General features: G+C 70.1%; 12 protein-coding genes and 6 tRNA genes. 8 read left to right on the top strand and 10 right to left on the bottom strand.

Annotation, left to right across the window (positions count from 1 at the left end; genetic code table 11):
* Positions 1 to 43: 43 nt before the first annotated feature.
* From HLI28_RS14110 to HLI28_RS14070, 10 genes are all read right to left on the bottom strand, one after another.
* Positions 44 to 673, bottom strand: a complete 630-nt coding sequence (locus HLI28_RS14110; RefSeq protein ID WP_171248180.1) for a hypothetical protein — start codon at positions 671 to 673, stop codon at positions 44 to 46.
* 391 nt (positions 674 to 1,064) lie between these two features.
* The gene (locus HLI28_RS14105; RefSeq protein WP_281357663.1) at positions 1,065 to 5,324 is read right to left on the bottom strand and encodes an RHS repeat protein; all 4,260 of its coding nucleotides are present in this window, start codon (positions 5,322 to 5,324) and stop codon (positions 1,065 to 1,067) included.
* Between the two features lie 520 nt (positions 5,325 to 5,844).
* Positions 5,845 to 7,779 (bottom strand): DNRLRE domain-containing protein, encoded by a 1,935-nt coding sequence (locus HLI28_RS15825; protein ID WP_281357654.1) that lies wholly within the window; start codon positions 7,777 to 7,779, stop codon positions 5,845 to 5,847.
* 335 nt (positions 7,780 to 8,114) lie between these two features.
* Positions 8,115 to 8,321, bottom strand: coding sequence for a hypothetical protein (locus HLI28_RS14100; protein WP_171248178.1), 207 nt, complete (start codon positions 8,319 to 8,321; stop codon positions 8,115 to 8,117).
* Positions 8,322 to 8,662: 341 nt separating this feature from the next.
* Positions 8,663 to 8,734, bottom strand: a tRNA-Val gene (locus HLI28_RS14095).
* Positions 8,735 to 8,824: 90 nt separating this feature from the next.
* Positions 8,825 to 9,691, bottom strand: a complete 867-nt coding sequence (locus tag HLI28_RS14090; protein WP_171248177.1) for an aminotransferase class IV — start codon at positions 9,689 to 9,691, stop codon at positions 8,825 to 8,827.
* A 5-nt stretch (positions 9,692 to 9,696) separates the two neighbouring features.
* Positions 9,697 to 10,308 carry a dihydrofolate reductase family protein gene (locus HLI28_RS14085; protein WP_171248176.1) on the bottom strand — a complete coding sequence of 204 codons (612 nt, stop codon included), beginning with the start codon at positions 10,306 to 10,308 and terminating at the stop codon, positions 9,697 to 9,699.
* 61 nt (positions 10,309 to 10,369) lie between these two features.
* A complete protein-coding gene (locus HLI28_RS14080; RefSeq protein ID WP_171248175.1) occupies positions 10,370 to 10,750 on the bottom strand; it encodes a VOC family protein in 381 nt (126 codons plus the stop codon).
* A gap of 33 nt (positions 10,751 to 10,783) precedes the next feature.
* A complete protein-coding gene (locus HLI28_RS14075; RefSeq protein ID WP_171248174.1) occupies positions 10,784 to 11,575 on the bottom strand; it encodes an AraC family transcriptional regulator in 792 nt (263 codons plus the stop codon).
* A 9-nt stretch (positions 11,576 to 11,584) separates the two neighbouring features.
* Complete coding sequence (locus tag HLI28_RS14070) at positions 11,585 to 12,706, bottom strand: chorismate-binding protein (protein WP_343035849.1); 1,122 nt, start codon at positions 12,704 to 12,706, stop codon at positions 11,585 to 11,587.
* A 118-nt stretch (positions 12,707 to 12,824) separates the two neighbouring features.
* Between HLI28_RS14070 and HLI28_RS14065 the strand changes: the two genes are divergently transcribed.
* The 8 genes from HLI28_RS14065 (at position 12,825) to HLI28_RS14030 (ending at position 16,103) form a co-directional block, all read left to right on the top strand.
* Positions 12,825 to 12,897 (top strand) — tRNA-Gly (locus HLI28_RS14065).
* Between the two features lie 57 nt (positions 12,898 to 12,954).
* A tRNA-Cys gene (locus HLI28_RS14060) sits at positions 12,955 to 13,025 on the top strand.
* A gap of 1 nt (position 13,026) precedes the next feature.
* A tRNA-Val gene (locus HLI28_RS14055) sits at positions 13,027 to 13,101 on the top strand.
* 113 nt (positions 13,102 to 13,214) lie between these two features.
* Positions 13,215 to 14,756, top strand: coding sequence for an MFS transporter (locus tag HLI28_RS14050; protein ID WP_171248172.1), 1,542 nt, complete (start codon positions 13,215 to 13,217; stop codon positions 14,754 to 14,756).
* 10 nt (positions 14,757 to 14,766) lie between these two features.
* A complete protein-coding gene (locus HLI28_RS14045; RefSeq protein ID WP_171248171.1) occupies positions 14,767 to 15,054 on the top strand; it encodes a DUF2277 family protein in 288 nt (95 codons plus the stop codon).
* A gap of 44 nt (positions 15,055 to 15,098) precedes the next feature.
* Positions 15,099 to 15,815: a flavodoxin family protein gene (locus HLI28_RS14040; RefSeq protein WP_171248170.1), complete on the top strand. Its 717-nt coding sequence runs from the start codon at positions 15,099 to 15,101 to the stop codon at positions 15,813 to 15,815.
* Positions 15,816 to 15,951: 136 nt separating this feature from the next.
* Positions 15,952 to 16,027, top strand: a tRNA-Gly gene (locus HLI28_RS14035).
* A gap of 1 nt (position 16,028) precedes the next feature.
* Positions 16,029 to 16,103: transfer RNA gene (locus HLI28_RS14030), tRNA-Val, on the top strand.
* The last annotated feature ends 58 nt before the right edge of the window (positions 16,104 to 16,161 follow it).

Raw genomic sequence — 16,161 nt, 5'->3', positions numbered from 1 at the left:
GTGCAGCAGTCCCGATCGAGGCTAAGGCTGACGCACGACACGGTCACCAACACTCCGTGCGCAGCACCCTGCCAGGAGGCGGAAGCATACCTTCCGTCATGTTCACTTCCTGGTCCCACAAATCCTCGTCGTCCGGAACCACCCCGAACTTCACGCCCCGGATTGGTTCGATTCCAGGTATGGAGTACCACAGGCGCCCATCGTCGCCAAGGATCCTCCACAAGGCAGAGAATGCATCAGGAACGGCCAGCGCAGCATCCTCCTCGCAGTCCTCCGAATTGTCGCGGCGGTGCGCAGCTCGGCCCGCCACTAGGAGAGCTTCGGTATCGGAAACCACGACGTCCCAGCGACTGAAGACGCTGACACGCCCCTGAACCTCGACATCGACGTCCTCGAGCTCCACAAAGTCATCGAAATGCTCTTCATCGGCGGGGATCACGTCCAACGCCAAGGCCAACGTTCCTGAGTGCGCGTGGATACGAATGTTGAGATCGACCACGCCAGCCTCCAACTCATCGTTGAGTTCTTGAATCAGGCGCAAGTCTGCAGGCGTCCCACGAAGCGCACTGTTCGACATTTCCACATAGCGCGAAGCTATCTCCGACAAATTGCGCGCCGATTCCTGAAGTGCATCCAAGCTCTCACGGGAAAATTGTCCCAACGTCGGTTCCACTGCTATCACCTTTCTTTAGATTCCGCCCTGAGGAACCAACCGTTCTTGCTGATTCACGAGCCAGGTCAGCCCTCTTCCCCTCGCTCCGAGCCCATGCCGAAGCGTTCTCGACAGTACTGCTCGATCGGCACTGTAATCCAATTCTCCCCAACTACGTCCTCCTCTTCCCAGCCAATGGGGCCATCGATAGACGAGGACAGTTGCTCTTCAGCAGTCGACTTTACCTTTGTCCACCTAGAAGCGGACAGCCCGTACGACTTGAGCAACACCTTTGCCTGAGCAAGGGAGTCCGCATGCACGACAGCCCTCGAAACGCCCACCCGAGACCCGCTACCTCGGCACGCAATATTCGTTTCAGCGGGCCAGAAGAGAAACCACTTCTTTGCCATTGTTATCTCCTCCTGTAGTTCTGCGTTGTAATGAAGTGGCGCGTATGGTGTCGCCGTCCAGATCGAGTGAAGACATCAACCGTAATATCGGCACGATTCCCGTACTCGCCAAAGCGCAGATTCTTCACGTTGACAGTGTACCCTCTTCGCCTCATCTGGCCCGCGTATGCATTGGCCTGGCTTCTGATGGAACTAATGGTCCGCCCATACGTCCGTGAATACTTATAGTTTGATGTATACCGACTCCCCTTTGTTGAGCCCGCTTTCACTGACCCCTTCGAGGAAGTCGTTGGGCCGTAGCGGGCAGAAACTGAACCGCCGAAGCCCTTAGGCGCGCGGCCGCATCGACAGGGCCAAGCTCGGCTCAGACCATCCAGATCGTACTCATCAACAGGCTGTTGCGGGTAGGCGTAGGCGGTGGTGTTGCCGTCCTTGACGGGGTCGGTACTGGTGAACAGGCCGGTGGTGCTGTTGTGGAGGCGTGCGCCCATGAGGACGAGGCCGGTGAGGGTGTTGGTGGCGCGTTCCTTGGCGCCGAGCCAGGCGTAGTTGATGGCGCCGTCGTCGGCGGTGGTGGTGAGGGTGTTGCCGTACTCGTCCCAGGAGCCGACCGCGCCGAGCTGGACGGGGGTGCCTGCGGCGGGGATGTTGATGCTGGTGACGGCTGAGCCGAGGGAGTCGGCGAGGGTGAGGTTGGCGGCCGTGCCCTCACTGCCATCGGCGGTGTCGGTGGTGTGGATGGTCTCGATGCCCAGGTCGCCACCGATGGATGCGCCGTACCAGCTGGTGGTCGTGGTGGTGCCGGTGGTGTTGACGGCCCAGCCAGGGTTGTCGCTGGTGTCGGTGTAGTGGCGGATGACCGTGGTGTCGGTGTCGCCTCCGGTAGTGGTCTCTCCGGAGCGGCGTCCGGCGGGGTCGAGGGTGTAGGTCGTGGTGACGTCGCCACGGATGATCTGGTGGGCGGCGTCGGTGTCGAAGTAGGCCAGGCTTACGTCCCCGCCGGTGGCACCGGTGGGGGTGTCGACGGCAGGCAGAGTGGTCTGCCGGCCGAGCAGGTCGGTCACGTAGCCGGTGGAGGCGACGCCATTGGTGGTGGCACCCTTGTCGACGCGGTCCGCCTTGTCGTACGACCAGGCCTTGGTGACCGTGACGCCGGGGGCGGTGCACGGCGCCTCCGGGTCGGTTCCTGTCGTCGCAGTGAGGCCGGTGCGGTTGCCGCGCACGTCGAAGGCGTAGGTGCGGGTGGCACAGTCCTGCCCGATCACGTCCTGGGCCGTGACCAGACGCTCGGCCGCGTCGTAGCCGAACTGCTGAACCCGCCCCACACCCGTCTCGCTGGCCGCGGCACCGGAGGTGATCTGTGTGGTGCGGCCCTGGACGTCGGTGGCCATCGTCCACGCCAGGATCTCCTGCGCATCCTGCCCGCTGGCCGAGATCGTGGCGTAGGACTGCTCGGCCAGGTCGCCTGCCCGGTCGTAGGTTAGCTGCTGAGCGACGGTGTCGCCGGGCAGGGTCTGTCGGGTGATGTTCCCGGCAGCGTCGTAGGTCGCCGTGAACGCGCCCACGCCCTGGATCTCGGTCTTGGTGGGCAGCCCGCGGTGTTCACCGGTGCCGTCGTAGGTGTACGTGACCTTGCGTCGGGGGTCGGTGACGGTGTGGACCCGTCCGGCGGTGTCGTAGGTCGTGGCCGTGGTAGCGCCGTCGGTGTCGGTGTAGGACACCTGGCGTCCCCACCCGTCGTACCCGGTCGAGATCCTGCCCTTCTCGGAGCCGTCCGCGTTCAGGCTGACGGTCGCGGTGGCCAGGCCGCTAGCCGGGTCGTAAAGGGCCTTAGTGTCCGGCACAGACTGGGAACCGGAAAGTCCGCCGACCGTGGTGCCGGTACGGATGGTGCGTCCGGCGGTGTCGAAAGTGGTCGTGGTCGTGCGGACCACGCTGCCCGTGGTTTCGGTGGCGGCCGCGACCCCGAGGTACATCGAGTACTTCGTGATCGCCTCGACGGGCAGGGTGGGGTTGGTCTCGCCGGTGGTGGTCAGGCAGGTAAGGCCCGCCCACTGCGGCTTGCTGCCACACGCGGCGAACGTGCCGCTCTGCGCGGCGGCGGTGTAGTAGCCGGTCAGCCAGGTAGCGGCGTCGGTGCCGCTCGAGCCGGGGCGACGCTCCTCGAGCAGGCGTCCCTCGGTGTCGTATCGGACCTTGGTGGTGATGTCCGCGCTCGACGTCGCGCCAGCGGCGCCCATACGGGTGGTGGTCACGGTCGCGGCGCCGAGGGTCCACCCCGAGGTGGGGTCGGTGGCCGGCTTGGCGTCGATCGGCGTGTAGCCGGTGACGGTCTTGGCAAGCACCGTCTCGCCGGCGACCAGGGGGACCGCGGGATCGGCGGAGCCGCTCAGGCCGTCGGCCTGGGTCACGGTGGTGGTGGTGGACAGGTTGTAGGCGATGCCGGTGGTGGGGTTGACCCCGCCGTTGGGGGCGCCCTGGTCGTAGTCGGTGTGGGTGTGGGTGCGTACCAGCGCGCCGTCGACGTCGCGGGCGGGCTCCCATACGTCGGTGACCAGCGCCCCGGCGGGGGTGATCTCGCTGCCCGCGGTGATGGTCTGCGCGGTGCCGCCGGCCGGTGTCCAGGTGATCGCCGTGGCCGCGGTGATGGGCGCGTTGTACCGGGTGATGGTGGCGAAGGAGTCGATGACGTCCGCGGCCAGGTCGCCCTGCTCAAGGCGTTGGGCGCGCAGCTGGCTGGTGGCGTGGTCGTCCCAGATGTGGGTGACGCGCCCCGCGTCGTCGAATCGGGTCGCGGCGAACTGCCAGTCCCCCGCCCCAAAGGAGCCGCTGACGGTGACCCGGCCCTCGGCGTCGGTGAACTGCAGGCCGGCGTAGGGCCAGTCCGCGGCCGCAGGCGTCGTGCCCACCGGCTTGTCCTGGCCGAAGACGGCTGCGCCGTAGGCCGGACCGGTCTCGTCGCCCCACGCGGCGGCCGCGTCGTTGATGGCAGGCAGGCCGGCGTCGGAGCCGTCGCGGGCGATGCCGTACACGAACCGGGCGACCTGGATGTCCGAGCCGCTGCCGGCGGGGTTGGCGCGGTGCACGGTCAGCAGCGACTTGGCGTCCTGCGAGCCGGTGCCGTAGGCGAGTTTCCACGGCGCAAGGCCGGGCTCGGTGACGGTTGTCAGCAGGGGCTGGCCTGAGGTGGACGTGGCCGTGGCGTGGTAGGCGTAGCCGACCGCCAGGTTGGTGCGCGGGTCGATGACCTTGGCCAGGCGCGCCGCCGCGTCGTACTCATAGCGCGCCACCACCACGGTGGACATCCCCGCCCCGCCGGCCCGGTCGGGGTCGTAGGCGGTGTACGAGATCTGCTTGACCTGCCCGGCCACGTCGGTGCCCGAGGTGGTGGTGGCGTACGTGATGTCCAGGGCCCGGCAGCCGACATTCAGCGCGCCGCTGGCCGGGCACGTCACCCCGGTCGGCACCGGCGCCAGGATGCGGGTGATGTGTCCGGCGGCGTCGCGGGTGAACGTCGTGGACTTCGACGAGGCAGGCTCGGTCACCGACACCGGCGCCCAGATCCGCCCGTCGGAGTCGCTGGCGCCGGTGTAGGCGAACGTCGTGATCGCCGCGTCGGGCTCGGTGAGCATCAGTCGCGCGCCCGTCCCCGACCCGGTCAGCTCCAGGCGTGCCCCGTACTCGGCGGTCTCGGGATCCACCGCGGTGTAGCTGCCGGTCTTCATCGCGGTCTTGGTGTTGCCCGGCTGGCGGTACACCAGTGCACCGCCTTCGGTGTCAACGAGCGCGAACGTGCCGTCGACGTCGGTGTTGTCCACGACCTCGAACCCGGCCACGCCCACGTCGGTGCCCTCGAAGGACGCGCTCCAGCCTGGCCCGAAGACCGAGGCGTCATCGATGCCCGCCTGGGAGGAGTACGACCGCGAGATCGACAGGTCCCCGACATAGCCGGGCACCGAGACGTCGGTGACGGTCGTGTTGAACTCACCGGTCCACAGCGCGACCTGCCCTGGCCCGGCGTCCGCCGTCGGATAGCCGTCGCCGAACGCGTGCGGGACCCGCACCACGGAGGACCGGTTGGTCAGCTGACCGTTCCAGGTGCAACGCAACGTGCCGGTCGCGGAGTAGGTGAAGCACACCTGCACGTCCAGCAGCACCGGCACGCGGTCCTTGCCCAGCGCCGCAGCGGCCTGCGCCGCGGACCACGAGCGGGCCACGCTCACCGCGGCGCCCGCCCCGACGGCCGCGAGCTCGGTGTCCATCGTCCAGCCCGTCGTCGAGCCCGTCGAGGAGTTGTAGTCCCCCGGCTCCGCGGTGCCCGCGGCACGCCACCAGATCGACGGCGTCACCGTGCCCGAGCTCGCGGTCGGCGCGGTCGCCTTGACCGCGAACGTGTTCGTCGACTTCGCTGTGTTCGCCGGCGCCGTCAGCGCCGCGCCCCCGGCCCCGAAACTGAACGATTTCTCCGACGAGACCCAGGCGGCCTTGTCGATCGCGCGGACCTTGAGGGTGTGCGCACCACTGGCCGGGTTCCACGACAAGGTCGCAGTCGGGGTCGTGCCGGTCGCAGCCAGCGACGTCCACGCCCCGCCGTCCTTGGAGTACTCGAAACGCACCACGTCGCTCGAGGTGGACTTCATCGTGAACGTGTTCGACGACGGCGCGGTGTCCTGCCACTGCCCCGCGGTGTACGCCGAGGCGGTCAGCGTCGGGGTGACCGGCTTGGTCGTGTCGATCGTGAACGTCCACAACGACTTTGCGGACTTCGACGTCAACGACCCGTCATTCGCCCACACCCGCGAGGTGTAGGTCGTGCCCTCGCTCAGCGCCGTGGTGCCCGTGCCCGGGGTGAAGGTCGACGTGCCGCCCGAGGCCACACTCGTGCCGGCCTGGTCGTCCCACACCTCGCTCGAGCCCTGCATGACGTCGAACAGTGCCTTGACATTCCCACCGTCGGGATCGGACACCGCGGCGGAGAACACCGGCTTGGCCGACTTGACGTACAGCACCTTGTTCGGGTCGGTGCTCGAGGGATACCAGACGTACTGGCTGGAGTTGATGAACGACGTGCCCGGGGTGTTCGGGTAGGAGTTGTACGACACCGTGATCGTCGGCTTGCCCGACGTCGCGTTCGTCGAGTTGAACCGCTTCCACCCGTACACATCGCTCTCCGACGTCGCGCGCAAGCCCACACCGTGGGTCGTGGCCGACGCATCCGCCCACGACTGCGCCATCGACGTGATCGTCACGTTCGACCAGTCGTCCGCGCACGAGGCGCCATACCCCTTGGTGTCTGAGGTCGTGGCCCACTTCTTGGTCCACGACGGCTGGTTCGTCCACACAGTGCCCGTCGCCGCCAAGCCCGTGGACCCACACCTCCCATTGGCGCGCCTCGCATGACCACGAGTGGTACTGCCACAGGTTCAGCTTCGCCGAGGTGACCTTCTTGCCCTTGATCGCGCTGGTGTCCACGTTGATGAACGTGCGCGCCTTGTCCGTACCGTTGTACGTGCCCAGCCGCAGATCCGTCTGCAACGACGCGTCATCGGACCAGTTCGTCTGCACGAACGTGTCCCGCGGCAGACCCAGGCTCACCGACGGGTCCACCACGACCGGGTACTGCACGTCCGGGTCGGTCAGGAACTCCTGGCCCGGGGTCATGGTCACCTCGGCGCCATCGTCCTCGACAGCTACCTCGACCGGCACGACCGCGGTCACGCCCGGGTCCGGCACACCAGCCTCGGCGGTCCCCGCAGACTCGTCCGTGCTGGTCTCGGCATCGGGCACGGTCAGGGCGTCAAGGTCCGCCGGGGTGCCCGCCCACAGCGGGGGCTGCTCGGCCGACCACTCCTGGGTCACCGGGTTGGCCAACTGGGCGTCGTAGGTCGCGTCCCACATCATCGGGGTCGCGGCACGCGCCGCGACCTCGCCGTCGACGACGAGGTCGACCAGCGCTTTCTTCGGCTGCTCGACCGTGGCACCCTCAGCGCTCAGGCCGAGGTCCAGCGCCACCGCGGCCGGGTCAGTCGGGGCCTCGTGCAGCACGAAGTACTGTTCGAAGCCGCCACCGGTAATGTCCACGACCATGTCCACGCCAGGCTCGACGTTCGCGAATACGGCCCGCTCACCCGTCACCTGCGGAGCAGGCAGGTCGCCCGGGAACGTCAGTTCGGACGTCGTGCCCGTCTCCGGGTCCGTCAGTGAGGCGACAACACTCACCCCGTCACGGCCGGCCTTCTGCGCGCCGGAGACCGTGATCCCCGCCGGGTGCGCCACCGGACCGAACCCGCCCTCGGCCGCCTGCAAGGTGGCGTCGAACTCCGCCCAGTCGTCCTCGGCCGTGCCGTCCCCACCCGTGCGCACCCACACCGGCGACAACGACAGCGCCGACTGCCACGACCCGTCCGGCATCGCGTACGTGGAGCTCGACTCCGTACGCTGCGACAGATCCTCTACCCGCTCACCCGCAAGACGCGCATTCACCTGCGCCGAGACACCATCCCGCGCCACCAACGCGCCGTGCGAGCCACGCTGCGGCTTGCCTGTCGCGACCGACTCGGGCGCTGACGCCTGGGCCGGAGCCTCCACCGCCGCAGCAGCCGGGTTCGGCAGATACGAACCCGTCACGCCCACCGACACCGCCGTCACCGCCGCGACCACCGCAACCCTGCGGAACCACGCCTCCGGAACACCAGCTAACCAAACCAGAGCAGCCAACCGGCCCAACTCCCCAGCACGAGCCGGGCGACCACGCCCGGCGAGACCAACCAGCCGCCCTCGACGCTGGCCCCAGTGCCTTCGAACGAGCGCGCCGTGTCTGGTAACGGGAAAAATAGGCGAGTCTGACCGCTTTGTCTAGAGTGGGATGACAAAAGATTGAGCGTCCGCTCGAAACCGCCTGAACGGAGGCCGAACTCCCAGGCAGCATCCGACAGGATGCGCTTCGGGCCTGGGGCCGGCTTCTGGGGTCGGCCGCCGACGTAGACGAACACGCCGATGCGACCCCGAGCTCGTCGGTAGTCCAAGAACAATGGCGCGGGATCGCGATGCGCTCAGACACGACCGCGCGGAACTACCACGCCGGCCTCAGCCTCGCCGCGACACTCCACTGGCTCACCAGCGCCTTGAGCATCACGACCTAGACCGATCGGGTCGTTCTCCACGAACCGCTGCACGTAGCGCCGGTACTCCTGGAGTTTCGTGGGCGCCTTGCCTTGCGCCTCGCGCTTGTCCACGTAGGCCGTGGCGTCCTCCAGCATTGTGACGGATCTTGCCGCCTGTTCCGCCTTGAGTGAGGCTGGCGCGGTCCCTGAGCCTCGGGCACTCAACGCTTGCTCTGCGGACAGCCGGGCCTCGGCGTCCATCTTCGTTGTGAACCTCTGCGAGTGCCGCTCAAGGTCTGGGCCTCGGTACCCCGCCCGGTACCCCGTCACCTTCTTGGTACGGGCGTTCTTCCGACGCTCGACCTCTCCCTGTGGGGGTACCGGGAGGGCACGTAACCCCCAGCGTGGGGGGTTGTGTCCTGCCGTGTCACTGAGCCTGACACGCAAAAACCCCGCCTGACCTGGAACGTTGCCGGTCAGACGGGGTTTCGCATCGGTGGGCGATACTGGGTTCGAACCAGTGACCTCTTCGGTGTGAACGAAGCGCGCTACCACTGCGCCAATCGCCCGAGTGCGTGGTCGATACTAGCCACAGATCCGGGGTTGCTCCAAACCGGATCGGTGCGGCGTGGCCCACACCTCCGCGACGACGCCCCAGGTCACGGGTCGAGGCGCTCCCGGCAGTTCTTCTCGAACACCTCGCGCACCGCCAGGGTGATCTCGCCCGGTGCGACGTCGACGCCGTCCAGCCGGGTGATGGGCTGGACGTTGCGTCCCGAGGAGGTCAGCGCCAGATGCACGCCGCCCGTGGTCACCTCGTCGAGCACGGAGAAGGGCAGCTCACCCTCCTGGGCCTCGCGCACCGGCAGCCCCGCCTCGGCGCCCCACTCGAGCACGAGCGCCCGGGTGATCCCGGCCAGGCAGCCGGTGGACAGCGCCGGGGTGAGGAGCTCGCCCCCGCGCTCGACGAAGATGTTCGATCCCGTGCCCTCGCACAGCTCGCCCACGGTGTTGGGCAGGATCGACTCGTCGCCGCCCTTGGCCTTGGCGTCCGCGAGCGCCACCACGTTCTCGGCGTACGACGTGGTCTTGAGCCCGGCGATGGGCGACCGCTCGTTGCGCGGCCACGGCGACCGGGCCGAGCGCGACTCCGGCATCATCATCGAGTCCTGGGCGGCGACCACCACGCTCTGCGCGCCAGGGACCCGCATCGAGCCGAGCGGTCCGATGCCAGCCGTCACAGTGATGCGCAGCCGGCCGTCGAACGGACCGTCGAGGCGCACGGCCTCGGCCAGGACGGCGTCGACGCCCTCGCGCACCCGCTGCTCGTCGGGCGCCTCGAGGCCGAGGCCGGTCGCGGACCTCCGCAGCCGCTCCAGGTGGCGCGTCAGCGCGAACACCTGCCCGTCGAACACGGTGCACGTCTCGAAGACGCCGTCACCCACCGTGATGCCGTGGTCGACCGCGCTCAGCGCGGCCTCCCCGGCTCCGACCAACCGACCTTCGGCCCAGATCACGAGACTCATGGTGCTCAGTCTGCCCGACGCCGGTACACCAGATGCGTCACCTCCCCTGCGTGCCGTGCGGAGGCGGCGTCGAGGTCCAGCCGGCCGACGCCGTCGAACAGTCGCGTCGCCCCGGGGATGTCGAGCACGACGGGGGCGACGTGCAGGCGCAGCTCGTCGATCGCCCCGGCGGCGAGGTAGGTGTTGACCGTCGACACTCCCCCGGCGATCGAGACTCCTCCGCCGCCGGCCGCCTCCACCGCCCGGCGCAGCGCGTCCTCGGCGCCGGTGGTCACGAAGTGGAAGGTGGTGCCGCCGGCCATCTCGAGCGGCTCGCGCGGGTGGTGGGTGAGCACGAACACCGGTGCTCGGTACGGCGGCTCGTCACCCCACCAGCCGGTCCAGTCCGGGTCCCACGGGCCGGGGTCCGGGCAGAACATGCCCCGGCCCATCACGTAGGCGTCGGCCTCCAGGATCCCGGCGACCTCCCGCGGATGGTCGTCGGCGTGCTCGAGCAGCCACGTGTGCAGCACCTCGCCGGTGCCGATCACGTCACCGAAGGGTCGGTCACGCGTCTGGTGCGGTCCGGCGGCGAAGCCGTCCAGGGCCACGGACAGGTCGCAGGTCACTCTCGTCATGCCGGTGCCGACCGCCGGGGCCCGCGGGACTCATCGGTCGCGGACCCCGACCGACCCGGCCTCAGGGCCGATAGCTCCCGAAGTTCCACAGGTTGCCCTCCGGGTCGGCGACCGACGCGCCACGGCCGCCGTAGGGCTGGTCGGCGGGCGGCGCGACGGCCCGGCCCCCGGCGCCGAGCGCGGCCTCGTAGGTGCCGTCGACGTCGTCGGTCACGGCGTAGGTCGCGCCGTGACCGGGTTCGACGGGCCATGCGGGGCTGTCGCGGTGCGTGCCGAGCATGAGCCCGCCACCGCCGGGCCACTCGAGCTCGGCGTGCTGGACGACGGTGGGGTCCTGCTCGTCACGGTCCACGACGCGCTCGGTGAAGCCGACGGCGCGCAGCCAGTCCAGCGCCGTGTCGGCGTCGGCGTAGCGCAGGGTCACCCACAGCGAGGTGGTCATCACGGGCTCCTTCCGGCGGCGGTACCTACCTGCTCAGCCTCCCCCGTCGGGGACCTCGGCGGCTTGAACGTACGGGAGCTCCTCGCGCAGGAACGTCGTCGGGGTACACCCGGCCAGGTCCTTCCACTCGCGGGTCAGGTGCGCGTGGTCCGCGTACCCCGCCCCGGCGGCGACGTCGGCCAGCGACCGGCCCGCGCCCCGGACCATGGCGACCCGTGAGCGCGCCAGCCGACCGACGCGTCGCAGGTCGCGCGGCGACAACCCGCACTCACGGTGCACGAGATCCTGCAGGTGGCGCCGCGACCACCCCCCGGCCGCGGCGCTGACGGCCACGGGCCGGCCCCGGCACAGGGCAGCGAGAGCGGCGTCGACCGGGCCGGGACCGTCGCTCGCGGCCTCCCGGAGGGCGTGCTGCAGCAGCAGGACGAGCTCGTCCGCCGGTCGGCGGCTCGCGGCCAGGCGTTCCGGGAGGTCCGACAGCCCGGGCGCGGCCTCGTCGAGCGACACCAGCCGGCCGGCGAGCTCAGCGCAGGGCATCCCGAGCAGCTTCCGGGCGCCCCAGGGCGTGAGGCGGACACTGACGCCTCGGGCCCGGGCCGGCATCTCGACCTGCGCCGGTCGCGTGTGCAGGCCCGACAGGACGGACCAGGCTCGCTGCCGGGTGTCCGGACGGTCCGCCCAACGCACGTCGAGCGGTGCGTCGAGCGCGATCTCCAGCACGACGTCCGGACCGGGGACACCGCGATGCGTGCCGCCGGCAGGCAGGTCGAGGTCGTACGCGGTCACCGACCGGACGGCCAGCCGCAGCGATGACGGAACCTGCATCTCCCCACGCTAGGAGGAGCGCTGCTCCCTCGCCGGACGAGAGGCGAGCCCCACCAGCCGGGAGGCCTTCAGCTCGGTCTCGCGCCACTCGGCGGCGGGGTCCGAACCCCAGGTGATGCCGGCGCCGGTGCCGAACCGCAGCGCACCGCCGTCGTCGGTCCGCTCCCACCAGAAGGTGCGGATCCCGACCGCGAGCTCGGCACGGTCGCCGTCGACCCAGCCGACGGCGCCGCAGTACGGCCCGCGAGGCGTCGGTTCCAGCTGGTCGATGAGGGACAGCGCCGACGACTTCGGGGCGCCCGAGACGGAACCGGGCGGGAAGGTGGCCTCCAGCACGCGGCGCCAGCGGTCGGGGGCGGCGGCGACCCCCGGTGACAGGACTCCCTGCACGCGGGAGACGAGGTGGGCCAGCCCGGGGTGCTCCTCGACGGCGAGCAGCTCGGTCACCGCCACCGTGCCGGGGTCGCACACCTGCTGCAGGTCGTTGCGGACCAGGTCGGTGATCATGACGTTCTCGGCCCGGTCCTTGCCGCTCAGACCCTCGGGCGTCGGTGCGGTGCCCTTGATCGGCCCCGACGCCAGCCGGCCGTTCTGGAGGGAGAGGTACAGCTCGGGCGAGGCGGACACGACCCAGACCGGGTCGACGTCGAGCCCGGCGGGCACGTGCACGGCGGCGCCGTACGGCGCGGGGTTCCCGGCGGCCAACCGTGCCGCCAGCGCGGCGGCGTCCGGCTCCCCTGACGCCGTACCCGGGTCCGTCGGGGGCAGGGGCGCGGTCAGCACCCGGCACACGTTCACCTGGTAGACGTCGCCCTGACGGATGTGCTGCTGCACGCGACGCACGGCCCCCTCGTACTCGCCGCGGGACATCGACGTCGACCAGTCCTGCGGGGCGGGCCCCTGCCACCCCTGTGCCGCCAGCTCGCCGGGCACCGGCGCACCGCCGTCGACGACGCGGGCGAACCGCCAGGCCCGGGCCCGCCCACCCCGGCCGGAGGCCTCGAAGTCGACGACGACGAACCAGGGCCCGGGGTCGGCGAGCCGTTCCGGGGTGACGTCGAGGTCGACGCACTCGACGACGTCGGTCGCGAGACGGCCGGCGAAGGAGGCCCAGGAGGTCGGTGCACGCACGGCTGCACGGTATGCCAGCGAGCCACTGCGGGGCGATTGGACCATTCGGGCACCGTCCACTAAAGTTTTCCTCGCGCCGGAACGCCGCGGGGATCACCCCTGCACCAGGTCCGGTCGTGCGGATGTAGCTCAGTTGGTAGAGCACCACCTTGCCAAGGTGGATGTCGCGAGTTCGAGTCTCGTCATCCGCTCGGAGGCCCACTCCCCTGCGATCTCGGCAACGAGCGAGCCGGTGAGCACAGTCTCAAGGTGGGTTGGCCGAGAGGCGAGGCAGCGGCCTGCAAAGCCGTATACACGGGTTCGAATCCCGTACCCACCTCGGGCGATTGGCGCAGCGGTAGCGCGCTTCCCTGACACGGAAGAGGTCACTGGTTCGATCCCAGTATCGCCCACCACCACAGGCCCCGGACCCGACGGTCCGGGGCCTGCTGCGTTCCCGGGAGTCCCCGCGCCACGCGAGCGGCCGACAGCGGTGCTACGTTCCAGACGGATCACCCCGGGAGGTCCCATGGTCGAGCCCGAGCCCACCGCCACCACCGACGCCCGGACACCGCTCGGCGTGATGACGGCGGCCTGCGTCTCCACCCTCATCGTCAACGCGAACACGTCCGCCGTGGCCATCCTGCTCCCGGCGATCAGCGACGACGTCGGCATGTCCACGGAGACCCTGCAGTGGGCCGTCACGGGCTACCTTCTCGTCGGGGCGGCCACGATCGTCACCTCGGGGAGCCTCGGGGACGTCTTCGGCCGGCGCAAGGTGTTCCTCGGCGGTCTGCTGCTGTTCATCGCCTCGTGCGTCCTCATCGCCCTGGCGCCGGGCGGCTGGGCCGTCATCGTCGGACGATGCATCCAGGGCGCCGCCGGGGCCACGCTCGTGGCCGGCGGGCTGAGCATCCTCACCATCGCCTCACCACCCGGGAACGCGCAGCTGCGGGCCGTGTCCTACTGGGGGTCGGCCTCGGCGGTCGGGGCGGCAGCGGGCCCGCTGCTCGGCGGGGCGCTCGTGAACACGGTGGGCTGGCAGGGGCTGTTCTGGCTCGACGCGGCGATCGCGGTCCTGCTCGTCCCGCTGACGCTGCGTGCGGTGGCCGAGTCCTCCGACCCGACGCGCAGCCGGTCGATCGACTGGGCCGGAACCATGCTCATCGCCCTCGCCCTGGCCCCGCTCATCCTCGGCCTCACCCAGGGTGCGACCTGGGGCTGGCTCTCGATCCAGACGCTCGGCTGCTTCGCGGTGTCCGTCGCGTCGACGATCGGGTTCGTCGCGGTCGAGAGCAAGGTGTCCGCCCCGCTGATCGACCTCGGCCTGTTCCGCAATCGCCGACTGGTCGGGGCGACGATCGGCATCCTCATCGGCGCCGCCGCGATCAACGCGATGATGTTCCTGCTGAGCCTGTTCTTCCAGGACCCGGCCGCCTTCGGGATGGACCCCTTCGAGGCCGGGCTGGCCACCCTGCCGGCGACCGTCGGGATGGTCGCCCTCACCCCGGCCGTCCCCGGGCTGACCCACCGGTTCGGGGTGCTCGCCGTCGTCGGGACGGGGTTCGTCGTCATGACGGCCGGCTTCGTGGTGCTGGCCCTGGCCGGCGCGTCGTGGGGCTACCTGGCGTTCCTGGTGCCGATCGTCATGACGGCGGTGGGACTGTGCCTGTCGAACAATCCCTGTTCCTCGGTCGCCACGGGATCGGTCGACCACTCCGAGGTGGGCGGGGCATCGGGCCTGTCCAACATGGCGCGCTACGTGGGACCGGCGGTCATGACCGCCGTGGTCGCCGCGCTGTACGCGGGCATCCCCGCGAACCGTTCCGCGGCCGGCGCGTCCGCCACCGACGCCCTGCTCGCCGGTTTCCACGGGGCCGCCCTCGCGCTGGCCGTCGTCTCCGCCCTGGGGATCGTGCTCGTGTGGCTGATCCGTGGCTACCGGGACAAGCACGCGCCCGAGGGGGTCGACGTCGCGATCGCCGCCGCCGCGCCCGTGCACACGGTGCCCCGGCCCGAGACGGGGCCATCGACCGCGACCCGGACGGCGGCACCGGGCGACCCGGCGTAGCGTCGATCGCATGTGCCGCAACATCACCACCCTGCGCGGCCTCGAGCCGCCCGCGACCGCGGAGGAGATCGAGGCGGCCGCCGCCCAGTTCGTGCGGAAGGTGACCGGCGTGGCGTCCACCGCCGCACCGGCCTCCCGCGAGCCCTGCGAGGCGGCCGCCGCCGAGATCGCCGTGATCGTCACCCGGCTGCTGGACGACCTGCCCGCCCGCCGACAACCGCCGGCCACGGTCCCGCCCCTGCGCCGACCCGAGGTGCAGGCGCGGATCGCCGCCCGCAGCAGCAGCGCGACCGCATGACGTGACCCGGCGTCCCCGCGGGACGTCGAGACCCAGGAGCGACCATGGACCAGCCCGAGCTCGACTTCTCCGCGTTGCGCGCCGTCTTCGTCAACTGCACCCTCAAGCCGTCCCCGGAGGTGTCGAACACCCAGGGACTCATGGACGTCAGCGCCGCGATCATGCGCAGGCACGGCGTGAGGGTGGACGAGATCCGCGCCGTCGACCACGACCTCGCCCCCGGGGTCCAGCCGGACATGACCGAGCACGGGTGGAGCCGCGACGACTGGCCGGCGCTGGCCGAACGGATCCTCGCCGCGGACATCCTCGTCCTCGGCACGCCGATCTGGCTGGGCGACAAGTCCAGCGTCTGCACCCGCGTCGTCGAGCGGCTGTACTCGCTGTCGGGCCGGCTGAACGACGCCGGGCAGTACCTCTACTACGGCCGCGCCGCGGGCGTCGTGATCACCGGCAACGAGGACGGCGCCAAGCACGTGGCGATGAACGTCCTGTACTCCCTGCAACATCTCGGCTACACCATCCCGCCGCAGGCCGACGCCGGGTGGGTCGGCGAGGCAGGGCCGGGCCCGTCCTACCTGGACGAGGGCTCCGGCGGCCCCCAGAACGAGTTCACCCAGCGCAACACCACGTTCATGACCTGGAACCTCATGCACCTGGCCGCGATGCTCCGGGACGCCGGCGGGTTCCCCGCGTACGGCAACCAGCGCAGCGCCTGGGACGCCGGCACCCGGTTCGACCACCCGAACCCCGAGTTCCGCTGACGGCACCCGGCCTCTCGTCCCGTCGTCCGCCGGAGGCCCAGGTCACACCGGTGGAATTGGACCTGGGACCCGCCGTCCAGTAATGTTCCTCAGGCACCGGCACGCGGGGATCACGTCCTCGGAACTGTCCGGCCGTGCGAACGTAGCTCAGTTGGTAGAGCACCACCTTGCCAAGGTGGATGTCGCGAGTTCGAGTCTCGTCGTTCGCTCCACGGGCGATTGGCGCAGCGGGAGCGCGCTTCCCTGACACGGAAGAGGTCACTGGTTCGATCCCAGTATCGCCCACCAGCGCACAAGGGCCCCTGTATCGCGGAGACGCGATACAGGGGCCCTTCTCGTCGGCCGG

It is taken from the genome of Isoptericola sediminis (genome assembly GCF_013085345.1).
GTDB classification, from domain to species: domain Bacteria; phylum Actinomycetota; class Actinomycetes; order Actinomycetales; family Cellulomonadaceae; genus Isoptericola; species Isoptericola sediminis.
This window is presented reverse-complemented; position numbering and strand designations above follow the sequence as displayed.

Bases quoted from the DNA above. Each gene is read 5' to 3' on its own strand.
- HLI28_RS14075 (WP_171248174.1), bottom strand. From the start codon at position 11,575: ATGCAGGTTCCGTCATCGCTGCGGCTGGCCGTCCGGTCGGTGACCGCG.
- HLI28_RS14050 (WP_171248172.1), top strand. From the start codon at position 13,215: ATGGTCGAGCCCGAGCCCACCGCCACCACCGACGCCCGGACACCGCTC.
- HLI28_RS14100 (WP_171248178.1), bottom strand. From the start codon at position 8,321: ATGCTGGAGGACGCCACGGCCTACGTGGACAAGCGCGAGGCGCAAGGC.
- HLI28_RS14080 (WP_171248175.1), bottom strand. From the start codon at position 10,750: ATGACCACCTCGCTGTGGGTGACCCTGCGCTACGCCGACGCCGACACG.
- HLI28_RS14090 (WP_171248177.1), bottom strand. From the start codon at position 9,691: ATGAGTCTCGTGATCTGGGCCGAAGGTCGGTTGGTCGGAGCCGGGGAG.
- HLI28_RS14105 (WP_281357663.1), bottom strand. From the start codon at position 5,324: ATGGACACCGAGCTCGCGGCCGTCGGGGCGGGCGCCGCGGTGAGCGTG.
- HLI28_RS14040 (WP_171248170.1), top strand. From the start codon at position 15,099: ATGGACCAGCCCGAGCTCGACTTCTCCGCGTTGCGCGCCGTCTTCGTC.
- HLI28_RS14045 (WP_171248171.1), top strand. From the start codon at position 14,767: ATGTGCCGCAACATCACCACCCTGCGCGGCCTCGAGCCGCCCGCGACC.
- HLI28_RS14085 (WP_171248176.1), bottom strand. From the start codon at position 10,308: ATGACGAGAGTGACCTGCGACCTGTCCGTGGCCCTGGACGGCTTCGCC.